This is a genomic window from Roseateles sp. GW835-FHT13E02 (assembly GCF_058794035.1).
The window spans coordinates 60,788-81,493 of record NZ_JBXAGJ010000003.1 but is presented as its reverse complement, the minus strand read 5'-3'; the positions used below and the strand labels follow the sequence as shown (position 1 = coordinate 81,493).

The window sequence follows — 20,706 nt, the reverse complement described above, 5'->3', positions numbered from 1 at the left end:
CATCCAGGAGGGGAATTTGGGTGAAGCGCCGAATCTCTTGGGGCCGCGGCCACCGAGCCTCGACGTTCCTTCAACGATCAGCATGCGCCAGCATGTCTCCCGGCATCAGGCCGAAGACGCTACCGGGGCTGCCCGCCGCCACTCCCCCGCCGTCGCCCCCAGATCCGCCCTCAGGCTGCGGCTCAGGTGGCTGGCGCTGGCGTAGCCGCAGTGGGCGGCGACCTGGGTCAGGCTCAGGCTGGGGCGTTCGCGCAGCAGGGCCAGGGCGCGGGCACTGCGGCGCTGGCTGATCCAGCCGTGCACGCTGCAGCCCAGGCTGTGGCGGAACATGCGCGCGAAGTGGAACTCGGACAGGTTCGCCTCGGCCGCCAGTTCGGCCAGGCTCAGGCCCTCGGTCTGGCCGGCGGCCAATTGCGCCTCGATCTGGTCCAGCACGCGGCGGCGTGCGGCCGGGGCCAGGCCGCCCTTGGCCAGGTGCAGGGCGCGTTCTCGTGCATGGGGCTGGGCGGCCATCAGCACCAGGTGGTCCAGCGCGGCTTCGCTGAGCTCGTGTGCCTGCAAGCGCTGCGCGGTGTCGCCCCAGTCGAGCGCGCTGACCTGGCGGCCCCAGCGGGCCAGGGCCGGGTCCTGGCCGAAGATGCGCGGGGCCAGGGTGTAAGCGCGCGGCTCGGCGTCGAGCAGGCGGACGATGCGCTGGGCCCAGGCGCTGTCGGACAGATACAGGTGCACAAAGCGCAGCGGGCCGGCAATCTGCCACTGCGATTCATGCTCGGCAGGCAGGATGCAAAACGTACCCGGCTCGCCATGCGGCGCGTCCAGCGGGCTGCGCTCGCCGACCACGCGCACATCCTGGCCGCCGTGCAGGTAAACCGACAGGGTGTGGTGGCCGGGGCGCTCGTAGCCGGTGTGATCTTCACGGTTGCGCCACTGGGCCAGGCGCAGGGCACCGCCCAGGTCCGCCTGGCGCTCCAGCTGCGCGCGCGACTGGCTCAGCACCGCGAACACCTGGGGTGCTGGGGCGGCGCTGGCGGCGGGGCTGGGCAGTGCGGAGGCCGTGGACATGGCCGGATTTTCAGCGCCGCCGGGCTGCCGCGGCCCAGCCGGCGCGCAAAAAGCGCAGGATTGTGCAATCTCCGGCAGGGCGGGGCCGGCATGCTGCAGCCCTGATTCCGAGGAGCTGTGTTTGTGAATGCCATTCTGTACGCCCTGGTGGTGCTGATCTGGGGCACGACCTGGATCGCCCTGAAGTGGCAGCTGGGCGTGGTGCCCATCCCGCTGTCGATCGCCTACCGCTTTGCCCTGGCGGCGCTGATCCTGTTCGCCTGGCTGGCCTGGCGTGGCCAGCTGCAGCGGCCGCGCGGCCGAGCGGGCCTGTGGGTGCTGGGCCAGGGCCTGTGCCTGTTCTGCTTCAACTTCGTCTGCTTCCTCAATGCCAGCGCCCTGATCCACAGCGGCCTGGTGGCGGTGGTGTTCTCCAGCTCCACACTCTGGAATGCGCTGCTGGGCCGCCTGGTCCATGGCCGGCGCCTGGCGCCCCAGGTGCTGGCCGGCGGCGCGCTGGGCCTGGGCGGCTTGCTGCTGCTGTTCTGGCCCGAGATCAGCGCCCATGGCGCCAGTGCCAGCACCTTGCAAGGCCTGGCCTGGGCCCTGGGTGGCACGCTGTGTTTTTCGACCGGCAATCTGCTGTCAGCCGCTCTGCAGGGCCAGGGCCTGAAGCCGGCGCAGACGAACGCCTGGGGCATGCTGGTCGGCACCCTGCTGCTGCTCAGCTACTGCCTGCTGCAAGGCGTGCCCTTCGCTTACGAGCCGGGCTGGCGCTACAGCAGTGCGCTGCTCTACTTGGCGATCCCGGGCTCGGTGATCGGCTTCACCGCCTACCTGACCCTGGTTGGCCGCCTCGGCCCCGAGCGGGCGGCTTACAGCACGGTGCTCTTCCCGGTGGTGGCGCTCAATGTCTCGGCGCTGTTCGAGGGCTACCGCTGGACGCTGCCGGCCCTGCTGGGCCTGGCTTGCGTGATGGCGGGCAATGTGTTGGTGTTCCGCAAAAAGGCGCCGCCTCCGCCCATTTCGGCCGCAAATCCCCGTCAATCCGCGGCTTGAGCCCGGGGCAAGGCGGGCTAGGATGGTCGCAGGCGGCCGCTGACCTGGGAGGCAGACGGCCCGGGAGAGCCCGATATGAACCTGCCACCGTCCACCTGGGCCCTGCACCAGCTGGAAGTCGAGAAGTCCGGCCTGGCCGGGCGTTTGCGCAGCCTGCACAGCATCATCCAGGCGCGTTTTCCAGCCATCGGCCGCATGGCGCTGGCGCTGTACGACCCGGTCAGCGATGCGCTCAAGACCTTTGCCAGCAGCAACGAGGATGGCGAGGCGCTGCAGCGTTATGAGGCGGTGCTGGCCGACGTGCCCTCGCTGCTGCAGCTGAAGAACGAGCGCCGCACACGGGTGGTGCAGGACATCGAGGCCAGCTTTGCCCACCCCAGCGCCCACACGGCCTGGCTGCGTGAGCAGCAGTACCGCAGCAGCTACACCCTGCCCATCTTCAGCGGCCATGAGCTGGCGGCGTTTCTGTTCTTCGATGCCAAGGAGGCGAACGCCTTCGGACCCGAGGTCACGGGCTTTCTGGACATCTTTGCCGACATCGTCAGCCAGCTCTATCTGCTGCGCCTGGCGGCGGTGAACACCTTGGTGGGTGCGGTGGACATCGCCACCGGCCTGGCCCGCATCCGCGATGTCGAGACCGGCCGCCACCTTGAGCGCATGGCGGCTTACGCGCGCCTGATCGCCAAGGCGCTGGCGCCCAGCCATGGCCTCAGCGACGAGCAGGTCGAGTACGTGCACCTGTTCGCGCCCTTGCACGACATCGGCAAGGTCGGCATCCCTGATCGCATCCTGCTCAAGCCGGGCCGGCTGGACGCCGAGGAATTTGCCCACATGAAGCGCCATGTGCAGATCGGCCTCGATCTGGTCGAGCACATGGTGGCCGATCTGGGCCTGCAAGGCGACCCGGCGGCCCAGGTCATGCGCGAGGTGGTGGGCGGCCACCATGAGCGCGGCGATGGCTCGGGCTATCCCCTGGGACTGCGCCTGGCGGAGATTCCGCTGGTCTCTCGCATCATTGCCGTGGCCGATGTCTACGACGCGCTCTCCACCGAGCGGCCCTACAAGCCGCGTTGGAGCGAGGCCGACTGCCTGGCCGAGCTGCAGCGCGAGGTGGCGGCGGGGCGGCTGGATGCCGACTGTGTCGCCGCCCTGGCCGCGGCCGAGGTCGCGCGCGCCGACATCCGCCGCCGTCTGGCGGACTGAAGCCTTGTCAGGCCTGCGAGCGGCGCGCCCGCCAGGCCGCAGCCGCCACGCAGATCGCCCAGCAGATCCAGGCCGACCACATGGTGTGGCTCACATAATGGGCGCCACGCGCCAGCTGGGCCCAGCCGAACAAGGTGCCGAAGACCAGCACGCCGGCCAGCCAGAGCCGGGCGATGGCCGGGCGTTCCTGGCGCCAGAGGAAGAACTGGCTGAAGAAGGCAAAGGCCGCAATCGCATGGCCCGAGGGGAAGCAGTGGCCGCCGCCGCCGTCCTTCACACCCAGCAGCCAATGCGGCACATAGGGCGCGCTGCCGCCGAACTCCTGCAGATCCCAGGGGCAGCTGGTCTGGCTGACCTGCTTGAGCGCGGGGATGGCAATCAGACAGGCCAGGCTGATCCACAGCCAGTAGCGCCGCTCAGCAGCGGCCGGACTGGGCAGGGCCGAGCGGCCCGGGCGGGCGATCCAGGGCCGGACGGCGTCGACGATCAGGCCGATGAAGATCAGCCAGGCCAGGTTGCGCCCGCCCTGGTGGCCCAGGCCGGCGGTCAGCCAGGCCTCACGCCAGCGAAAGCCGCTGGCATCGCCGTAGAGGCGCGAGATGCTCAGGTCCAGGCCGCTCCATTCCCAGCAGGCCAGCAAGGCCAGGGCGAGCAGGGTGAGGAGCAGATCCCGGCGCCAGGCCGGGGCGCTGGCGTTCTGACCCGCGGCGCTCATTTCGCCGCCCCGATCTTGCAGTTCTGGGCCAGGTTCCATTCAGGGGCGAAGACGCTGCTGTGCACATCGAGCAGGCCCATCACGGTGTGGAAGAGGTGGTCATGGCGAGGTGCCGGCTCGGCTTGCAAGGCGCGCTGGCGCAGGCAGGCCATGTCCAGGCCGGCATTGGCACCGAAGCCCGGGCTGGCCCACATCAGCATGGGCACCTGCGTCTGCTGCTTGGGGGCGATGGCGTAGGGGATGCCATGCAGGAACAGACCGTTTTCGCCCAGCGATTCGCCATGGTCGGAGACGTAGATCAGGGCCGTGTCCACCTCGTCCGAGCGCGCCTTGAGCTTCTTGACCAGCTCGGCCAGCAGATGGTCGGTGTAGAGCAGGGCGTTGTCGTAGGCGTTGACGATCTCTTCCTTGCTGCACAGGCGCAGATCGTCCTTCTGGCAGGCCGGCTTGAAGCGCTCGAAGGCCTCGGGGTAGCGACGGAAATAGGACGGACCATGGTTGCCCAGCTGATGCATGACCCAGAGGTGGGTGGAGGCGGATTGGCTCTTGGCCGCCGCCAGGCGGGCGTCCAGGTCGGCGATCAGGCCCTCGTCCAGGCAGCGCTTGCCGTCGCACAGGCCGGGGGCGTTCTGGTCATCGACAAAGTCATTGGGCAGGCCGTCGCAGACGCCTTTGCAGCCGCTCTGGTTGTCGCGCCAGTGCACTTGCACGCCGGCGCGGGCCAGCAGGTGCAGCAGAGACTCGCTGCCGCGGATGCGGGCTTCGTCGTAATCGCGCCGGCTGATGGGCGCGAACATGCAGGGCAGGGAGGTCTCGGTGTTGGTGCCGCAGGCCTCGACCGGCGGCAGGCTGATCAGTTCCGGCACTTGTGCCAGCTGCGGCGTGGTCTGGCGGGCATAGCCGTTCAGGCCCCAGTTGGCCGCGCGTGCGGTTTCACCCACCACCAGCACCAGCACCAGGGGCTTGGCGCGGGCGCTCATCTGCGCGCCCGGTTTCGCGTCCAGGCCCAGAGGCTGGCGCGGCTTGGCCGCACCTTTCAGGTCTTGCGCGATCACCGAGCCCAGGGACCAGATGTAGTTGGCCGGGGTGATCAGGTAGCGGATCTCCTTGTTGTTGCGCATCAGCGAGGAGAAGGGCTGGAACACCGCCATGATGGCCGCCACCGCCGTGGCCAGGGCCAGCAGCAGCACGCCCAGGCGCACCCCCAGCGCACGTTGCCAGCTGCGGCGGCGCACGATCTCCACCCGCCACAGCGCCAGCAGGGGCAGGCCGGCCCAGAGCAGCACATGGCCGGCCATGCGCAGGGAGAGCAGCTCCGAGGCCTCGGCCGGGTCGGTGCGCAAGGTGTTGCGCAGCATGGTCGGGTCGAGGTAGACGCCGTAGGTCTGCATGTAGAAGGTGGCGCAGGCGGTGCCGATCAGCAGCACGCTGAGCACCGGCTTGATGGTCCAGCGGTGGGCCACCAGGCCGACCAGAAAGACATGCAGGGCCAGCACCATCACGCCGATGGCCAGGCCGAAGCCCCAGCTGCTGGCGTCGCTGGCGAGGCGGTCCTTGAGCGCCGCGGCAAAGAACAATCGGTTGGCGCTGAACAGCCAGAACAGGCTGGAAATCAGCAGCAGCTGTTCGACGCTGAGGGCCAGCGTGAAGCGAGGTCGTGCGGGGGGGGGAGCGGAGGTCCGGGAGGAGGCAAAGGCGATCATCCCCACATTGGAACCGATGCCGATGAAGCCGCCCTTAAGGACTTGCCCCCGCCCCACCATTTCGGCAGGACGGGGGCAGATTTCAGCACCTTCAGGCGGCAGCCTGAGGCTCAGCGCTGACGGGCGTGATCAGCGCGCGATCCAGGCATCGCTCCAGTGGGCGCCCACGCCGGGCTCGTAGGCGGTGGCATTGCTGCTCCACTGCCGGCACCAGCCCTCGTAGGGGAAGGGCTTGCACTCGTAGACCTTGCCGTTCTTGGGCTGCAGCACCTTGGTGCCGCCCTTGTAGCTGGCCAGGCTGTTCGGGAACACATAGTCGTAGGTGCTCGTGCCGGCCGGCTTGACGGTGATGGCATAGGTCTTCTGCAGCACATTGCCGCCGGCCTTGGGGCTGCCCTTGACCACCAGGTTGTAGGCGCCGGCCGTGGCGGGGTTGAGCGCCAGGTTCAGGGTCTGGCCGCTGTTGTTCAGCGAGACACTGGCCTGGGCCTTGCTGTTGCCGGCGGCGTCAAACAAGGTGGCGGTCACGTCCAGCTCGCCCACGGCGGTCACGCTGAAGCTGAGGTTCAGCGGCCCGCTGGTCGGCGCGGTGTACTCGGCGGCCACGCCGTTGACCAGCAGGTCGACATTGGGCGGCGGCGCCTTGTCGATCTGGATCTCCACCCGGTCGAGCCCGCTGTCGCTGCGCACAAAGACCTCGTTCTGGCCATAGGCCGGGCTGATGCTGCCGTCGGCAGCCTTCTGGCCGGCCTTGAGCTGGCTTTGCTCGGCATTGATGCGGCTGGCCAGCAGGAAGGGCCAGGTGTTGCGCTGGCCATCCGTGGCATTGGCGATGGTGATGCGGGTCTGGAACTCGGGGCGCTCGCCCTTGGTGTCGAACACCCGGGTGGCGACCTTGTCACCGGCGGCCAGGTCCACCGAGGGGTAGATGGTGCCCTTGGGGTTCCAGGTGGTGACGGGCGGCGTGCCGTCGAAGCTGACGTCCACCATGTTGTAGAAGCTGTTGGGCGTGTCGGCAATCTCCCAGACACCCAGGATGATCTGGTAGCCGCTGCGCGCCGGCACGGTGCACGTGTGGTTGACGGTCTTGGGCGGCTGTCTGTTGCCGCCGTCCACCGTGCAGAAGGGTTGGGTCTCGAAGGAGGCCCGGCTGAGCTTGGTGTTGGGGTTCCAGTCAGCGCGGGTGATGTAGTAGCGCCAGTTGCGCGTGGCATGGTTGGCGGTGAAAGTCCAGGAGAAGGTCTGGGCACCGGCCTTGATGGCGCGTTTGGTCCAGCGGGTGCTGGTCTGTTCGTCCATGCTGCCGAACTGGGTCAGGCCGGCGCTGGCAAGCCGACCATCGGCCGGCCCGCCGGACGGGTAGCCCGAGGGGCCTTCCAGGCTTTGCGGCTCGTACTGGATGGGGCCGCAATTGCTGTTGCCGCCCTTGCTGCAGAGCAGGCTGCGCGACTCGGGCGCGCTGATGTAACCGTGGGCGGTGGCCAGGGCCGGCAGAGTGGCGGCCAGCAGGCCCAGAGCGAGGGTTCTGATGCGCATAACGTCCTCCTTGTTGGGGTCGGACGATTCTGCGCAGTGCGCACATCGCGCACAAGTGGTTTTGGATTGGGGTTTATCTGGTTTTATATTGGTTTGCAGTAACTTATGAAACCGCCGGTGTACGCCGGTGAGGCGATGTGTTCAGCGGCGTTGCCAGTGCATGACCCAGTTGTCCTGCCAGCTGCGCCCGCCATCGCGCGAGCGGGTCTGTGTCCAGCGGCAGCTTTGCGGCGTGATCTGGTCCCAGATGCCGCGGTCGATGATGAGGGAGTCGCCGTCCTGCTCCTGGCTGTCCCAGATGCCCACGCCGTCGACAAAGCTGCCCCAGGCCGGGGGCGGTGTCAGCACGCCGCTTCGGGCATTGACCCAGTGGTCGGCCCAGAGCTTGCGCTCGACATCGAGCAGGCGCAGGCCCATGCCGCTGAACTGGCGCGAGGGGATGCGCAGCTCCTCGACGCTGCCAATGCCGGCCAGGATGGCGTAGACCGAGGCCTCGCCCTCGAACTGCTGCCAGACGCCGTGCTTGTCGAGCTGGCGGTTCTGGATGCGCCATTCGCCGCGCAGGAAGTCGAAATCGCCGGGGCGGCCGGTGGGCGAGGGCGGCTTGGGGCTGCCGCCCTGATCCGGGCGGCCGGCGCTGCTGGCGCTGGCCATCGCGCTGCTGCCGCTGCCGGCGGCTGCCAGGCTTGCGCCCAGCTGCAGCAGATGTCGGCGTTGCAGCTCATGCGGTGCGGGGTGGCGGGTCGCGCTGGGGAGCTGAGTTCGAGGCAGGGTCATGGTGGTCTCCTGAAGTTCATGGATGGAGGCCAGCGCGCTGTGGGCGACGGCGCCGACCGACACCTTCAGTCTCGGCGCCAAAAACTGACAAGGCGTGTCAGCTATTTTCAGAATTGACCCTCGGCGGGTAAATCGCCTGCAAGCGCTGCACCGCCTCGGCCAGGGCCTGCCGCAGCTCGGGTGGCTCCAGGGCTTGCACCTGGGGGCCCAGGCGCAGCAGCTCGCCCACGGCGGCCGGGATGGATTCGATCGGGATCTCCAACTCCCACCAGGCCTCGGCCGCGGCCGGTGGTGTCGCGTCGGCCACGGCCCGGGCCACGGCCAGGCTCAGCTCAGACAGGCGCCGCAGCGCTTCGGGGTGCACCCGCACGCGGGCCCGGCCACTGGCCATGCGGGCTTCGTAGTCGGCGCAGAACTGCTGCCAGTAGCGCTGCAGCTCAAAGCCGGGCAGGGCCGGCGCCAGTTCGTCTTCCACCGTCATCGCCAGAATCGCGCTGACGCGGTAGCTGCGCACCTGGCCGCCCGCCGCCGCCACCAGGTACCAAAGCCCGGCCTTGAGCACCAGGCCCAGGGGTGCCACACGGCGCTCGACCTCGCCCTGCCAGCGCCGGTAGTGCAGCTGCAGCATGCGCCCGGTCCACACCGCCGTGGCCAGCTCGGGCAGCAGGCCTTGCGCCTCCGGGCCCTGGAACCAGGCCACCGGGTCGAGGTGAAAGCGCGAGGCCACGCGCTGGGCGTCCTGCTGCATGGCCTCGGGCATGGCGGCCAGCAGCTTGAGCCGCGTGGTCTCCAGCACCGCGCCCAGGCCCAGCTGCTCGGCGGCAAAGGGCGCACCGGCGAAGAACAGGGTTTCGGCCTCGGGCCGGTCCAGGCCGGTCAGCCGGGTGCGGTAACCCTCGCGCAGCACAAAACCGCCGCGCCGGCCCTTCTCGGCATAGACGGGCACGCCGGCGGCGCTGAGCGCGTCGATGTCGCGGTAGACGGTGCGCACCGACACCTCCAGCGCCTCGGCCAGCGCCTGCGCGCTGACCCGGCCCTGGGCCTGCAGGCGCAGCAGGATGGCCAGCAGGCGGCTGGATTGCATGGACTCAGGCCGGCGCCGTGGCCAAGGCTCACAGCCCCAGCCAGGGGCTGCGCGTGATCGAGCAGCCCAGCATATAGGCCAGGGCCAGCAGGGCCAGCAGATAGCCCAGGCTGCGGAACTCGCCCTGGCCCATGGCCCAGTGCGCGCAGACTGTGTAGACCACCAGAGCGATCAGCTTGGCCAGCAGCCAGCTGTCGCGCAGAAAGGGGTTCATGAACAGCAGCACCCAGAGGCTCAGGCCCGTGATGGTCATCAGCAGATCGATGCCGAAGACCAGCACGCTCAAGCGGCTGTCCAGCGCCCACTGACCGCCCAGCTGGAAGGCCAGGCCGCGCACCAGAAACAGCGCCACGCTGCACCAGGCCAGCAGCACATGGATCTCGCTCATCTGCAGGTCGAAGGAATACATGGTGTGGGTCTTTGGCGTTCGCGCGGCCAGCTTCGTCCGACGGCAGGCTGTTGTCAAGAAGTCTGGCGTTCTCGGGCATTGTCACCCGCGTCAGACGGGGGGCGGGCCGGCTTGCTATGCTGCGCAAGACCTGGCACCGCCAGACCCTTCGCGTCCTCTTCAGCTCAAGGAAACACCCCATGTCCTCACATGTCCGCACGAGTCTTGCCTTGGCCGCCGCCCTGCTGGCTGGCGCCCTCCCGCTCAGCGCCGAGGCTGCCGCGCCCCAGGTCAAAACCCAGGCGCCGGGCTACTACCGCATGATGCTGGGGGATTTCGAAGTCACGGCCCTGAACGACGGCACCGTCGACCTGCCCATGGACAAGCTGCTCACCGGCGCCAAGCCGGGCCAGGTGGCGCGTGCCTTGCAGCATGCCTACCTCGGCGTGCCGTTGGAGACCTCGGTCAATGGCTATCTGATCAACACCGGCAGCAAACTGGTGCTGGTCGACACCGGCGCCGCCAGCCTGTTCGGCCCCACCCTGGGCAAGCTGCTCGGCCATCTCAAGGCGGCCGGCTACCAGCCCGAGCAGGTCGACGAGGTCTACATCACCCATCTGCACGGTGACCATGTCGGCGGCCTGCTCAGCGAGGGCAAGCCCGCATTTCCCAACGCTGTGGTGCGCATCGACCAGCGCGAGGCCGACCACTGGCTCAGCGAGGCCAATATGGCCAAGGCCCCCGAGGCCGCGCAAGGCGGTTTCAAGGGTGCCATGATGTCGATCAAGCCCTACCAGGAGGCCGGTCGCTTCAAGCCCTTCGAGGGCTCGGTCCAAGGTGTGGAACTGGTGCCCGGCGTCCGCGCGGTGTCCACCTACGGCCACACGCCCGGCCACACGGTGTACGTGGCCGAGAGTAAGGGCCAGAAGCTGGCCATCTGGGGCGATCTGATGCATGTGGCCGCGGTGCAGTTTCCGGACCCTTCGGTGACCATCCAGTTCGACAGCGACTCCAAGGCCGCCCGCCCGCAGCGCGAGAAAGCCTACGCCGATGCCGCCAAGCATGGCTATTACGTCGGTGTGGCCCATGTGGCCTTCCCCGGCATTGGCCGCTTGCGCGCCGATGGCAAGGGCTACATCTGGGTACCCACCAACTACAGCAGCAAGCCCTGAACTTGAACCGGGGAGGCGCAGGGCCGCCCTCCCCCCAAGTTCTAGGGACGACGAGGAAACAAAGCGTAAGTAATTCACGAACGGCGCGGGGCCTCGCACAGAATGCCGGCGGTTTCGCGGTGCTTCTGTGCCGTGTGTAGGAGTGCTCCGGTGACCGTGCCTGAAGGCCGTTCGCCGCGGGCGTGAACCTTGCGTGTTGTCCTTGTTGTCGGTTTCGATTCTGGATTGGCCCTGTTCAGGCCCTGCTCTTGATGGGCGGACGCCCGGCCCCGGCTTCGAACGAGCCCGGGAGTTGTTGTCGTCATGGCCCTGTCCGCCGCCGAGCAGTTTTTGATGTCTGCCCCTGCAGCCCTGGCTGCGGGTGCCCGGTCGGCCTGGCCGCAGCCGGGCTTGTCCTTGCGTCAGCTGGCGCGTCGTGCCGGTGTGCGTTGGATGCCTTTGTCGGCTCAGGCGGCCTGGCAGCGCTGGCAGCCGCAGCACAGCCACACCCAGGCGGCCGCTGCGATCGACAGCGCGGCCCTCAGCGAGCAGGATCGGGCCGATTTCTCTGAAAGCGGGCTGGCCCTGGACAGCGAGGCTTCGGTGGCTGGCGAAGGTCGTTCGGTGTTGAGCTTTGCCACCGTGGCGCCTCATCATGCTGGCTGCTATGCCTCCGCGCAGCAGGCTGCCGATCCTGGTCTCAGCCTCAGCCAGGGGCACAGCCACAGCAGCCTCAGTTTCTGCATTGATTTCAAGCGCCCGGTCTCGGCCGTGCTGGATCTGCATTTGAGCGGCACTTTGCGTGTCAGCGGTCCGCGCTCGGGGGTGCTGCCCTTGCCTTCGCGGGCCGCAGTGGCGGCCTTTGCCCTGGGCTCCACGGCCGATGGCGAGCAAGCCGGGCGTGCCCGCTTGTTCCGCCAGCTGGGTCTGGGGCATGAGCTGGAGGGCGAGGCCTTGCTGGATCAGCTGCGCGCCTGGCCCTGCAGCAGCCAGCCCCAGCTGCAGACCTTTGGTGCCCGCGCCAGCGCGCACATGCAGGATCTGGTGATCGAGCAGCAGCTGTCGGTGCAGGCTGACAGCCATTGCCTTGGCCCCGAGGACGGTGTGGACCCAGCGCTTCACGGCCGCCACCGCCTGAGCTTCGAGTTGTTTTTGTTTGCCGAAGCACAGAACGGCGCCGTGGCCGATTTTTCACCGGGTTTGAGCCTGGAGGCGCTGCACCTGCCCGAGGACTGCGCCCTGAGTTTTGAGCCCGGCGCCGAGCTGCCCGTGCACGCGCTGCGCGAGCCTGAGCCGCGTGGGGCCGGCGGTCTGCTGGCACGGGGCTGGTCGGCCTTGCTGGGCCGTCGCTTCGAGCGTTCGCCGGTCGCGCCCTGAGGCCGGCCTTGCGTTCACATTGCTGCTCGGATGGATGACTGATTTTTCGTTTCTTTGACTGCCTCCCCCATGACTGTTTCCGAAGTACTGAATCGCCCCTCTTTCCGCCCCCAAGCGCTGGTGGCCAGCGTCCTGGCTCTGGCCGCCAGCAGCGTGCTGGCGAGCGGCACGCCTGAGCTCAATCGCTGGTATGTGATGGAGAGCAAGACCTCGGCCGTGGCCCTGATCGATGGCCGGTTGCAGAACGATTTCCATCGTCACATTTACGGTGACGGGCTGCTGGCCGAAGACAGCCAGGCTCGACTGACCCTGGACGGCCGTTCGGCCGAGGCCCGCAACTCCGTGGCCGCCGGCCGCATCGGCAGCTTCAGCGGCGCGTTCCAGGCGCTGGACCCGGACGCCACGATCAGCCTGGCTCATGGCTACTCCATGATCAGCTTCTCCGCGTTCTTGAGCAATGCCGCCCCGGTGACGCTGGACCTGCATCTGACGGGCAGTCTGCAGACCTTGGGCGACCGCGCCGCCACCGGCGCCGATCCTTCGCGCGCCGTGGTGGCAGCCTATGGCCTGGGCTCGCCCAGTGATGTCAACGAAGGTGGCTATCAGCGTCTGTTTGCCAACATCGGCATCGACCCGAACCTGGAGGGCGAGGCTCTGCTGAACCAACTGGCGCACTGGCCCACAACGGCGCAGCGCAATCTGCAGACCGTGGGCGTGCAGACCAACAGCCTGAACCGCAGCGCCGAGGTGGACCAGCACTTCAGTGTCACGGCCGATTCGACCCGGTACGATTGCCCCGCGGGTGTGGTCTCACCGTTGTGCGGCAGTTACTACCTGCAGTTTCACCTTTTCCTCTTTACCGCGGCCGAGAACGGCGGTGTCGCAGATTTCTCGCACAGCCTGGCCATCGATGCCATTCGCGTGGCCGAAGGCACCAGCCTCAGCTTCGATCCCGGCCAGGCCTTGCCGGTGATCACCACCCCGGTACCCGAACCGGGCCGCGCGGCCTTGCTCGGTCTCGGCCTGCTGGCCATCGGCGGCCTCAAGTGGCGCCGCAGTATGCGCAAGCAGGAGCGCTGAGCCCTCGGCCGCAGGCAGCGGCGACCGGGAGGCCGCCGCTGGCTTCGTTCAGTCCCCGACCTGGTCGGTCGGGAACTTGAGCGAATCCCGCATCAGGTAGTTCATCGGCACATTGAGGTTGGCATTCTTGGGCGGGATCGGCGACTCGAACCACTGCTTGTAGAGCTTGGCCACCTCGCCGCCGCGGATCAGACGGCCCATCTCGGCGTCGACAAACTTCTTCAGCGCCGGGTCCTTCTTGCTCATCATCAGTGACAGCGGCTCGATGGACAGCAGCTTGCCGACCACGGCGAAATCCTCGGGCTTGGGCGCGCTGGCGCGGAAGCTGTAGAGCAGGATGTCGTCCATCAGATAGGCATCGGCCTGGCGCTTGTCCACGGCGTTGAAGCATTGCTGGTCGTCGTCGCACTCGAGCAGGGTCAGCTTGAGGCCCAGGTCCTGACTCTTGCTCTTGATCAGCGGCGCCGAAGTCGTGCCCTTGGTCGTGATGACGCGTTTGCCGCCCAGGTCTTCCACCCGTTCGATATTGGAATCCTTGCGCACCAGCATGCGCGTGCCGGCGATGTAGTGCGGGATGGTGAAGGCCATGCCCAGCTTGTCGCGGCGCTCGCGATTGTTGGTGGTGTTGGCGCATTCCAGGTCCACCTGGCCCTCGGCCACGGCCGGGAAGCGTTGCTTGCTGTCCACCGCCTTGTAGCGCAGGGTCAGCTCCTTGAGCTTGAGCTCCTTCTTCATCGCCTCGGCGATCTGCTTGCAGATCTCGATGGCATAACCGACCGGTTGCTTGCCCCCGGGCAGGTCGTAGGAAAAGGGCACGGCATCGGCGCGGTAGCCGATCACCAGCTCGCCGCTGCTGCGGATGCTGTCCAGGCTGCCTTGGCCGGCCTGTGCCGGCAGGGTGAGAGCCGCGGCAGTCATGGCGCCGAGGATCAGCGGCAAGGGCCTGGTCTTGCGCCGCAGGGGCTGGGGGCAGGAGATGCGATTGCTTGGCATGGTGTGGAGGCTGTGCGGCGACGATGTCCTGATCCGGCCCGAAGGCGGCGGAACCCAGGCGGGGTGGTGGGGTCACGGGCAGGCCAGACTCAGGTTCTGTCCGCCCATCGTGCGTGAGCTCAAACCATAACAGAGCGGCGCCAGGTTCAAACCCCGTACTGCTAGCATGCCGGCCACGGGCGGCGGCTCGGTGACATCAAGAGCAGCATGGCGGCAAGATTTCCCGATTGGAGCGAAGACCTGGGCCAGGTCATGCCCGAGGATCAGGCGCGTCTGGGCTGGAGTGAATGGCACTGCTCGGGCCGGGTCAGTGCCTGGCGCGAGGAACAGCTGCCGCGCTTCCAGATCGAGTTCATGCTCGAGGGCATGGACCTGCGGCGCCTGGCCGGCGCTCGGCCGCGCGTCATCGACCCCAGCCAGGTGTTTTTGCTGGCCGCGGGCGAGGGCTTTGAACTGGCCTCACCCACGGCACAGCGGCGCCGCAGCCGTTGCCTGCAACTGCCGGCCCCGCTCTTGCAGGCCTGGGCGCCTGATCTGGTCAGCGGCCTGCTGCCCAGCAGCCCCGAGCTGGCCCTGGCCGTGCATGCCTTGGGCGCAGCGCCCGATGCCCTGGCACGGGACGAGGCCGGCTGGCGTGTGCTGGCCCTCATCCTGCGCTTGCAGCGCCCAGCCGCTGCGGAGCGGGCGCCTGCGCGCCGCAGCCAGCGTCGGCAGGAAGATTTGGTCGAAGCGCTGCGTGAGCGCATGGCGATGGACTTTGCGCAGCCGCTGAGCCTGGAGTCGCTGGCCCGCGCCTGCGGCGCCTCGGCCTTTCATGCCGCTCGGGTGTTTCGTCAGCACACCGGGCAGAGCATCCATGGTCATCTGCAGCGCTTGCGTCTGCGGGCCGCGCTGGCCCAGCTGCCCGAGCGACGCGGCCAGCTGACTGAGCTGGCGTTGGATTGCGGCTTTGCGTCGCACAGCCATTTCAGCAGCAGCTTCCGCCGCGAGTTCGGGCGCGTGCCTTCCAGTCTGCAGCCGGCTTGAGCGGCGCACGTCATCTGCCGATCAGCGCGCGCTGGCGCGCAGGGTCTGCAGTTCGGCTTCCAGCCATTGCTCGTAGTGCTGCAAGGCCCGCACACGCTCGGACTCGTTCATGCGGGCCGGGCCATGGACCAAGTGCAGGCGCGGCGCGCCCCAGCCCATGTAGCCGAACACCGGCTGGGCCAGCTGGCTGCGCACATGGGCCTCGGTCGCGCGTGCGTCCTCGGCATCGGCGGCACCGCCGGTGGTCAAGGCCATGATCAGCGCGCGCGGTTCCAGGGTCGGGTCGGGGCCGTAGGCAAAGCCCAGACTCAGCACCCGCTCGATCCAGCCTTTGAGCATGGCCGGATAGCTGCTCCACCAGAGTGGAAACTGCAGCAGCACCGCGTCGGCCCAGCGCAGCTTGTCCTGCTCGGCGGCGATGTCGGCGGCAAAGCCGCCGTGGCGGGTGGCCTCGCGCTGGGCCGAACCCAGCTGCAAGAGCTGAGCCTCGGGAAAGGCGCGGAAATCGGCCCGACCCGGCACCGGGGAGAAGCCTTGCTGGTACAGATCGCTGTGTTGCAGCCCCAGGCCCAGCCGGCGGGCCACGGTTTGTGCGCGCTCGCGCATGGCGAAGTTGAAAGACCCGGTGTCCGGGTGTGCGGTGACGAGCAGGAGATTCATCGTGGCGCGAGGCAGCGTCGCGGGGACGTGCCGTGAAGAGAGTTCAACAGGTCTGCGCAGTGTGCGCAGCGCCCGCCGCTTCGCGCTATCAGAATCCTGCTGGATCGGGTCTGCTGCTGCAGCGCCGCAGGCGGCCGCGTTCAGCCGCGCTGGTTGAGACCGCAGCCCTGGCCGTCCAGCAGCACGCTGGCCAGTTCCAGCGAGCGCCACAGATGTGGCGGCATCTCCAGGATGCGCTCCGGCGTCTTGGCCTGGGTGGTCCAGCTGAGGATCTCGAAATGCTGCTCGGGGCTGAGCAGCTTGAGTGCCAGCATCTCGTTCAGGGTTTGCATCGCCACCGCTCCTCGGGCCGGAAGGCCTGTGCCATGTTTCGGCTCAGGCTAGCACAGCCGCGTGGATGTTTTGGCGACGCCAAGGCCGCAGGGCCTTGGCTTTGTCCCAACTTGTCCCGGCCTTTGCACGCAAGACGTGCACGGCGTTCACCGGGCGTCGCTTGATGCGCAGGCATCAAGCTCGGTCCCGGCTCTCCCCGGCCTTTGCACGCAGGACGTGAAAAGCGTTCGTCAGGCGTCGTTGGATGCGCAGGCATCCAACTCGGTCCTGACTCTCCCCGGCCAGCCCGCGCGGGACGCGGTCTGTCGTAAGTTGGGCGACGCCAAGGCCGCAGGGCCTCGGCTCTGTCCCAACTTACCCCTCCAGTCGTTTCTGGAAGACGAGGCCGGCGTGCTCCCGCAGCGCGTGGAACTTGATCTTGGGCCAGTTGGCTTCGATGGCGCGCAGCTCGGGGGCGTACTCGACCAGCACGGTGGGCGCGTCGACGGCGTCCAGGGCCATGCGGTGGTCGTTGGCGTCGATGAAGCGCTTGAGCTCTTTCTCGTCGTCGCAGGTGACCCAGCGGGCCACCTGGAAGCGGCTGCCGCTGATGCGGGCCTTGCAGCCGTATTCGTGCTCGAGGCGGTGGGCCACCACTTCGAACTGCAGCTGGCCCACGGCGCCCAGCAGCAGCACGCTGCCGGCCATGGGGCGGAAGACCTGGATTGCGCCTTCTTCGCCCAGCTGCTGCAGGCCGGCCTTGAGCTGCTTGGTCTTGAGCGGGTCGGCCACTTCGACCGAGCGGAACATTTCCGGCGCGAAGAAGGGCAGGCCGGTGTACTGCAGGGCCTCGCCTTCGGTGATGGTGTCGCCCAGCTGCAGCACGCCGTGGTTGGGGATGCCGATGATGTCGCCGGCAAAGGCTTCGTCCAGCAGCTCGCGGCGCTGCGACAGGAAGCTCACCACCGTGTTCGGGCGCAGCTCCTTGCCGCTGCGCACCACCTTGAGCCGCATGCCGCGCTCGAAGTGGCCGCTGGCCACGCGCAGGAAGGCGATGCGGTCGCGGTGGGCCGGGTCCATATTGGCTTGGATCTTGAACACCACGCCGGTGAACTTGGGCTCCTCGGGCTTGACCACGCGCTGCATGGCGGCGCGCTCGCCCGGCGCCGGGGCCAGCTGCACCAGGGCGTCCAGGATTTCCTGCACGCCGAAGTTGTTGACGGCCGAACCGAAGAACATGGGCGTCTGGCGGCCGGACAGGAACTCCTCGTGATCGAAGGCCGCAGCGGCATCCTGCACCAGCTCGATCTCGCCCTCGGCCTGTTCGTACTGCATGCCGAAGCGCTCGGCGTAAGCCGGGTTGTGCAGCCCTTCCAGCACTTCCTCGTCACCGGCCACGCGGTCCTCTCCGGGTGAGAAGACGCGCATGCGCTCTTCACGCAGGTCCATCACGCCGTGGAAATGCTTGCCCATGCCGACCGGCCAGGTGAAGGGCACGACGGTCATGCCCAGCTCGCGCTCGATCTCGTCCATCAGGGCCAGAGGCTCCTGCACCTCGCGGTCCATCTTGTTGACGAAGGTCAGGATGGGCGTGTTGCGGGCGCGGCAAACCTGCAGCAGGCGGCGGGTCTGAGGCTCCACGCCGTTGGCCGCGTCGATCACCATCAGGGCCGCGTCCACGGCGGTCAGCACGCGGTAGGTGTCTTCCGAGAAGTCCTGGTGGCCCGGGGTGTCGAGCAGATTGATCACGCAGTCGCGGTATTCCATCTGCATCACCGAGGAGGCCACCGAGATGCCGCGCTGCTTCTCGATCTCCATCCAGTCCGAGGTGGCATGGCGCGAGGCCTTGCGCGCCTTCACCGAGCCGGCGATCTGGATCGCGCCCGAGAACAGCAGCAGCTTTTCCGTCAGCGTGGTCTTGCCCGCGTCCGGGTGGGAAATGATGGCGAAGGTGCGCCGGCGCTTGACCTCGCTCTCAATATGGGAGGGGACAGGGGACGAGGCGGGCTGCGGATCGACAACGGACATGGCGGCGGCGCGCAGCCGCAAAGGCTGCACGGGTCAGGGGGAAAGGGGCGGATTATCGCAGCGCAAGCCCCGGTCGGCCGCAGCGGCAGCTCAGACCGCCCGGGCTGCGGCCTGTCCGGCCGGGGCTGGACGGCGCAAGTCGGTCTGGCTACCCTGCCGGCAACTTTTTTTTGCCCCCGCCGCTTTGCCGTGGCTCGCCATCATGTCGACACTTCGCCCGCGCCGTTCTTCCCGTGCTGCCTCAGCCAGCGGGGCCACCACGCGGGCGCAGCCCTGGCGCGGCTCCCTCCTGGCCCTGGCCTGTGCCGCGCTGGCAGCGCCCCTGACGGCGGCAGCCGCCAAACCGGCCACCTCACCTTCTGCTGGGGCCAGCGATTCGGCCCAGGAGGCCCGCATCGCCCGGGTGCTGGCCGGCCTGCGGCCACCGGTCAGCTTTGTCGGCGACCCGACCTGGACGCTGGAAGCGCGCATGAAGCATTACGGCGTGCCCGGCCTCAGCATCACCGTGATCGACCGGCATGGCCTGGCCTGGACCCGCGTCTTCGGCCTGGCCGACCGCGAGGCCAGCCTGCCGGTGCGGCCCGACACCTTGTTCCAGGCCGCCTCGATCAGCAAGCCGGTGGCCGCCTTCGGCGCCCTGACCCAGGTTCGCGACGGCAAGCTGGCGCTGCAGGAGCCGGTCAATGCCCGGCTCAAGGCCTGGCGCATCCCCGACAACGAATGGACCGCCCAGCAGCCGGTCACGCTGGACCATCTGCTCAGCCACACCGGCGGCCTGACGGTCCATGGTTTCATGGGTTATGCCCCCAGGGTGGCGGTGCCCGATGTGCCCACCTTGCTGGAGGGCAAGCCGCCGGCCAACTCGGCCGCCGTGCGCGTTGACCAGCGGCCGGGTCAGGCCTTTCGCTATTCGGGCGGCGGCTATACCGTGGCCCAGCTCTTGATGAGCGAGGCCGAGGGTCGGCCTTTCGCCGAGCTGATGCAGCGCCGCGTGCTGGGGCCGCTGGGCATGCGCGAGAGCCGCTTTGCCCAGCCTTTGCCTGCGCCCTTGCTGGCGCGCGCGGCCGCCGGCGTGCTGCCCGATGGGCGCGCCGTGCCCGGTCAGCGCAACACCTACCCCGAGCTGGCCGCCGCCGGCCTGTGGACCACCTCGCAGGATCTGGCCCGCTTTGCGCTGGGCGTGCAAGCCGCCTGGCGCGGCGACAAGAAGGCGCTGCTGCCCGTGCCCCTGGTCAAGGACATGCTCAGTGCGCGCGCCGGCAGTGGCTATGGCCTGGGTTTCGGCCTGCCGCAGGAGCAGGGCGAGGTCTATTTCGCCCATGGCGGCTGGAACGAGGGCTTCTGCGCCAGCCTGATGGCCCACCCGAGCGCCGGTGTGGGCATGGCCATCATGATCAATGCCAACCAGCCGGCCCTGATGGACGAGCTGCGCCGCGCCGTGGCTTTCGAGTACCGCTGGCCGGGCGTCAAGGCCTTGGAGCCTGTGCCGGTCAGCGCCGAGGCGCTGGAGCGGGCGCCGGGGCGCTACCGCGTCAACGGTGAGCAGTTCATGCAGATCACCCGCGAAGGCCGCCAGCTCTTTCTGGCGCGAGGTGGAGAAGGCGCCAGCGAGCTGGTGCCCGTGGCCGGAGGGCGTTATCTGCAGCGCGAGCAGGAACAGGCACGCAGCTTTGAAGCCGATGCGCAGGGGCAATGGCAGCTGCGTCTGGAACAGCGTGCTGGCAAGCCCTTGCTGCTGCCGCGCCTGGCCGAGGGCACGCGCGCACCGCGCGAGCTCTTGCTCGCTGGCGAGCAGGCCGCGGCCCTGGCGGCCTACAAGGCCTTGCGAGAAGCGGGCGACGAAGCCGGCAGCGAGGTCTATCTCAACGATCAGGCCTATCGCGAGCTGGGTAGCGGGCGCAAGACGACGGCGTTGGCGCTGATGCGGCTCAACACCGAGCTGGCCCCCGAATCGGCCAATGCCTGGGACAGCCTGGGCGAGGTCTTGCTGAGCCTGGGCGACAAGGCTGCAGCCCGCGCGGCCTACCGCCGCGCGCTGACACTCAATCCGGACCTGCCTTCGGCCAAGGAGGCGCTGGCGCGCCTGCCGGCCGAGGGCTCTTGAGGCGCCGCTCGGCGTACTGAATCGCCGCGCAGGCCGCGTCTACTTGGTCGGCAGCACCTTGACGCTGGCGTCCACCTTGCTGCTGTCGAGGATGCCGACGCCGTTGGGCGTGCTGGCCACCCATTTCTTGAGCTCGTCTTCGCTTTCGAACTGCTTGGGCGCCTGGGCGCGGCCGGTGAAGATCAGCTGAGTCCAGATGGCCTTGTACTGTTTCTCGTTCTTGCCGACATAGGCGATCACAAAATCCTCGCGCAGCTTGCCTTCTTTGGGCAAGCCCACCTGCACCGCGCCGCTGCCTGGCAAGGTGGTGGCCTGGCCCAGGAAGACGGCCTTGATTTCATCCGTGCTGGGCTTGCTGGCCAAGGCCGGATTGACCACCACCACGGGCTCTGCCTGGCTGGGGCCGGTGGCCAAGGCGATCAGCAGCAAAGCGCTGCATTGCGGGAACGTGCTGGATTGCGTGTTCATG

General features: G+C 68.3%; 19 protein-coding genes. 7 read left to right on the top strand and 12 right to left on the bottom strand.

What is annotated here, in order from left to right; genetic code table 11:
• Positions 1 to 105: 105 nt before the first annotated feature.
• On the bottom strand, positions 106 to 1,062 hold the full coding sequence (locus AC1Q6P_RS03780; RefSeq protein WP_492663306.1) for a helix-turn-helix transcriptional regulator: 957 nt from the start codon (positions 1,060 to 1,062) through the stop codon (positions 106 to 108).
• A gap of 123 nt (positions 1,063 to 1,185) precedes the next feature.
• Between AC1Q6P_RS03780 and AC1Q6P_RS03775 the strand changes: the two genes are divergently transcribed.
• Together AC1Q6P_RS03775 and AC1Q6P_RS03770 are read left to right on the top strand one after the other, a co-directional pair.
• Positions 1,186 to 2,100, top strand: a complete 915-nt coding sequence (locus AC1Q6P_RS03775) for a DMT family transporter (RefSeq protein ID WP_492663305.1) — start codon at positions 1,186 to 1,188, stop codon at positions 2,098 to 2,100.
• A 75-nt stretch (positions 2,101 to 2,175) separates the two neighbouring features.
• Positions 2,176 to 3,303 (top strand): HD-GYP domain-containing protein, encoded by a 1,128-nt coding sequence (locus AC1Q6P_RS03770; RefSeq protein WP_492663304.1) that lies wholly within the window; start codon positions 2,176 to 2,178, stop codon positions 3,301 to 3,303.
• Positions 3,304 to 3,310: 7 nt separating this feature from the next.
• Here the strand turns inward: AC1Q6P_RS03770 and AC1Q6P_RS03765 are convergent, their stop codons facing one another.
• From AC1Q6P_RS03765 to AC1Q6P_RS03740, 6 genes are all read right to left on the bottom strand, one after another.
• Positions 3,311 to 4,018 (bottom strand): phosphatase PAP2 family protein, encoded by a 708-nt coding sequence (locus AC1Q6P_RS03765; protein WP_492663303.1) that lies wholly within the window; start codon positions 4,016 to 4,018, stop codon positions 3,311 to 3,313.
• A complete protein-coding gene (locus AC1Q6P_RS03760) occupies positions 4,015 to 5,721 on the bottom strand; it encodes a phosphoethanolamine transferase (RefSeq protein ID WP_492663302.1) in 1,707 nt (568 codons plus the stop codon). Before AC1Q6P_RS03760 ends, AC1Q6P_RS03765 begins: the two co-directional genes overlap by 4 nt.
• 129 nt (positions 5,722 to 5,850) lie before the next feature.
• On the bottom strand, positions 5,851 to 7,257 hold the full coding sequence (gene gbpA, locus AC1Q6P_RS03755) for an N-acetylglucosamine-binding protein GbpA (RefSeq protein ID WP_492663301.1): 1,407 nt from the start codon (positions 7,255 to 7,257) through the stop codon (positions 5,851 to 5,853).
• A 141-nt stretch (positions 7,258 to 7,398) separates the two neighbouring features.
• Positions 7,399 to 8,034, bottom strand: a complete 636-nt coding sequence (locus tag AC1Q6P_RS03750) for a hypothetical protein (protein WP_492663300.1) — start codon at positions 8,032 to 8,034, stop codon at positions 7,399 to 7,401.
• Positions 8,035 to 8,131: 97 nt separating this feature from the next.
• Positions 8,132 to 9,118 carry a helix-turn-helix transcriptional regulator gene (locus tag AC1Q6P_RS03745; RefSeq protein ID WP_492663299.1) on the bottom strand — a complete coding sequence of 329 codons (987 nt, stop codon included), beginning with the start codon at positions 9,116 to 9,118 and terminating at the stop codon, positions 8,132 to 8,134.
• Positions 9,119 to 9,146: 28 nt separating this feature from the next.
• A complete protein-coding gene (locus AC1Q6P_RS03740) occupies positions 9,147 to 9,527 on the bottom strand; it encodes a SirB2 family protein (protein ID WP_102768934.1) in 381 nt (126 codons plus the stop codon).
• 179 nt (positions 9,528 to 9,706) lie between these two features.
• Between AC1Q6P_RS03740 and AC1Q6P_RS03735 the strand changes: the two genes are divergently transcribed.
• The 3 genes from AC1Q6P_RS03735 (at position 9,707) to AC1Q6P_RS03725 (ending at position 13,114) form a co-directional block, all read left to right on the top strand.
• The gene (locus AC1Q6P_RS03735) at positions 9,707 to 10,678 is read left to right on the top strand and encodes an MBL fold metallo-hydrolase (protein ID WP_171826570.1); all 972 of its coding nucleotides are present in this window, start codon (positions 9,707 to 9,709) and stop codon (positions 10,676 to 10,678) included.
• Between the two features lie 333 nt (positions 10,679 to 11,011).
• A complete protein-coding gene (locus AC1Q6P_RS03730) occupies positions 11,012 to 12,034 on the top strand; it encodes a hypothetical protein (protein WP_492663298.1) in 1,023 nt (340 codons plus the stop codon).
• A 69-nt stretch (positions 12,035 to 12,103) separates the two neighbouring features.
• Positions 12,104 to 13,114: a PEP-CTERM sorting domain-containing protein gene (locus AC1Q6P_RS03725; protein ID WP_492663297.1), complete on the top strand. Its 1,011-nt coding sequence runs from the start codon at positions 12,104 to 12,106 to the stop codon at positions 13,112 to 13,114.
• A gap of 48 nt (positions 13,115 to 13,162) precedes the next feature.
• On the opposite strand, the gene AC1Q6P_RS03720 is transcribed toward AC1Q6P_RS03725, so the two are convergent.
• Positions 13,163 to 14,107, bottom strand: coding sequence for an amino acid ABC transporter substrate-binding protein (locus AC1Q6P_RS03720; RefSeq protein ID WP_492663296.1), 945 nt, complete (start codon positions 14,105 to 14,107; stop codon positions 13,163 to 13,165).
• A 207-nt stretch (positions 14,108 to 14,314) separates the two neighbouring features.
• Here AC1Q6P_RS03720 and AC1Q6P_RS03715 point away from each other — a divergent pair, with 207 nt between their 5' ends.
• Complete coding sequence (locus tag AC1Q6P_RS03715) at positions 14,315 to 15,133, top strand: helix-turn-helix transcriptional regulator (protein WP_492663295.1); 819 nt, start codon at positions 14,315 to 14,317, stop codon at positions 15,131 to 15,133.
• A 21-nt stretch (positions 15,134 to 15,154) separates the two neighbouring features.
• Here AC1Q6P_RS03715 and AC1Q6P_RS03710 read toward each other — a convergent pair whose 3' ends face one another.
• The 3 genes from AC1Q6P_RS03710 to AC1Q6P_RS03700 form a co-directional block, all read right to left on the bottom strand.
• The gene (locus AC1Q6P_RS03710) at positions 15,155 to 15,793 is read right to left on the bottom strand and encodes an NAD(P)H-dependent oxidoreductase (protein WP_492663294.1); all 639 of its coding nucleotides are present in this window, start codon (positions 15,791 to 15,793) and stop codon (positions 15,155 to 15,157) included.
• Between the two features lie 140 nt (positions 15,794 to 15,933).
• Positions 15,934 to 16,125 carry a hypothetical protein gene (locus AC1Q6P_RS03705; protein ID WP_102768942.1) on the bottom strand — a complete coding sequence of 64 codons (192 nt, stop codon included), beginning with the start codon at positions 16,123 to 16,125 and terminating at the stop codon, positions 15,934 to 15,936.
• A gap of 355 nt (positions 16,126 to 16,480) precedes the next feature.
• Positions 16,481 to 18,133 carry a peptide chain release factor 3 gene (locus tag AC1Q6P_RS03700; RefSeq protein WP_102768943.1) on the bottom strand — a complete coding sequence of 551 codons (1,653 nt, stop codon included), beginning with the start codon at positions 18,131 to 18,133 and terminating at the stop codon, positions 16,481 to 16,483.
• 202 nt (positions 18,134 to 18,335) lie between these two features.
• On the opposite strand from AC1Q6P_RS03700, the gene AC1Q6P_RS03695 reads away from it, so the two are divergent.
• Positions 18,336 to 20,237, top strand: a complete 1,902-nt coding sequence (locus AC1Q6P_RS03695; protein ID WP_492663293.1) for a serine hydrolase domain-containing protein — start codon at positions 18,336 to 18,338, stop codon at positions 20,235 to 20,237.
• Positions 20,238 to 20,276: 39 nt separating this feature from the next.
• Here the strand turns inward: AC1Q6P_RS03695 and AC1Q6P_RS03690 are convergent, their stop codons facing one another.
• Complete coding sequence (locus AC1Q6P_RS03690; protein ID WP_171826576.1) at positions 20,277 to 20,705, bottom strand: phosphate ABC transporter substrate-binding protein; 429 nt, start codon at positions 20,703 to 20,705, stop codon at positions 20,277 to 20,279.
• Position 20,706: the final 1 nt, after the last annotated feature.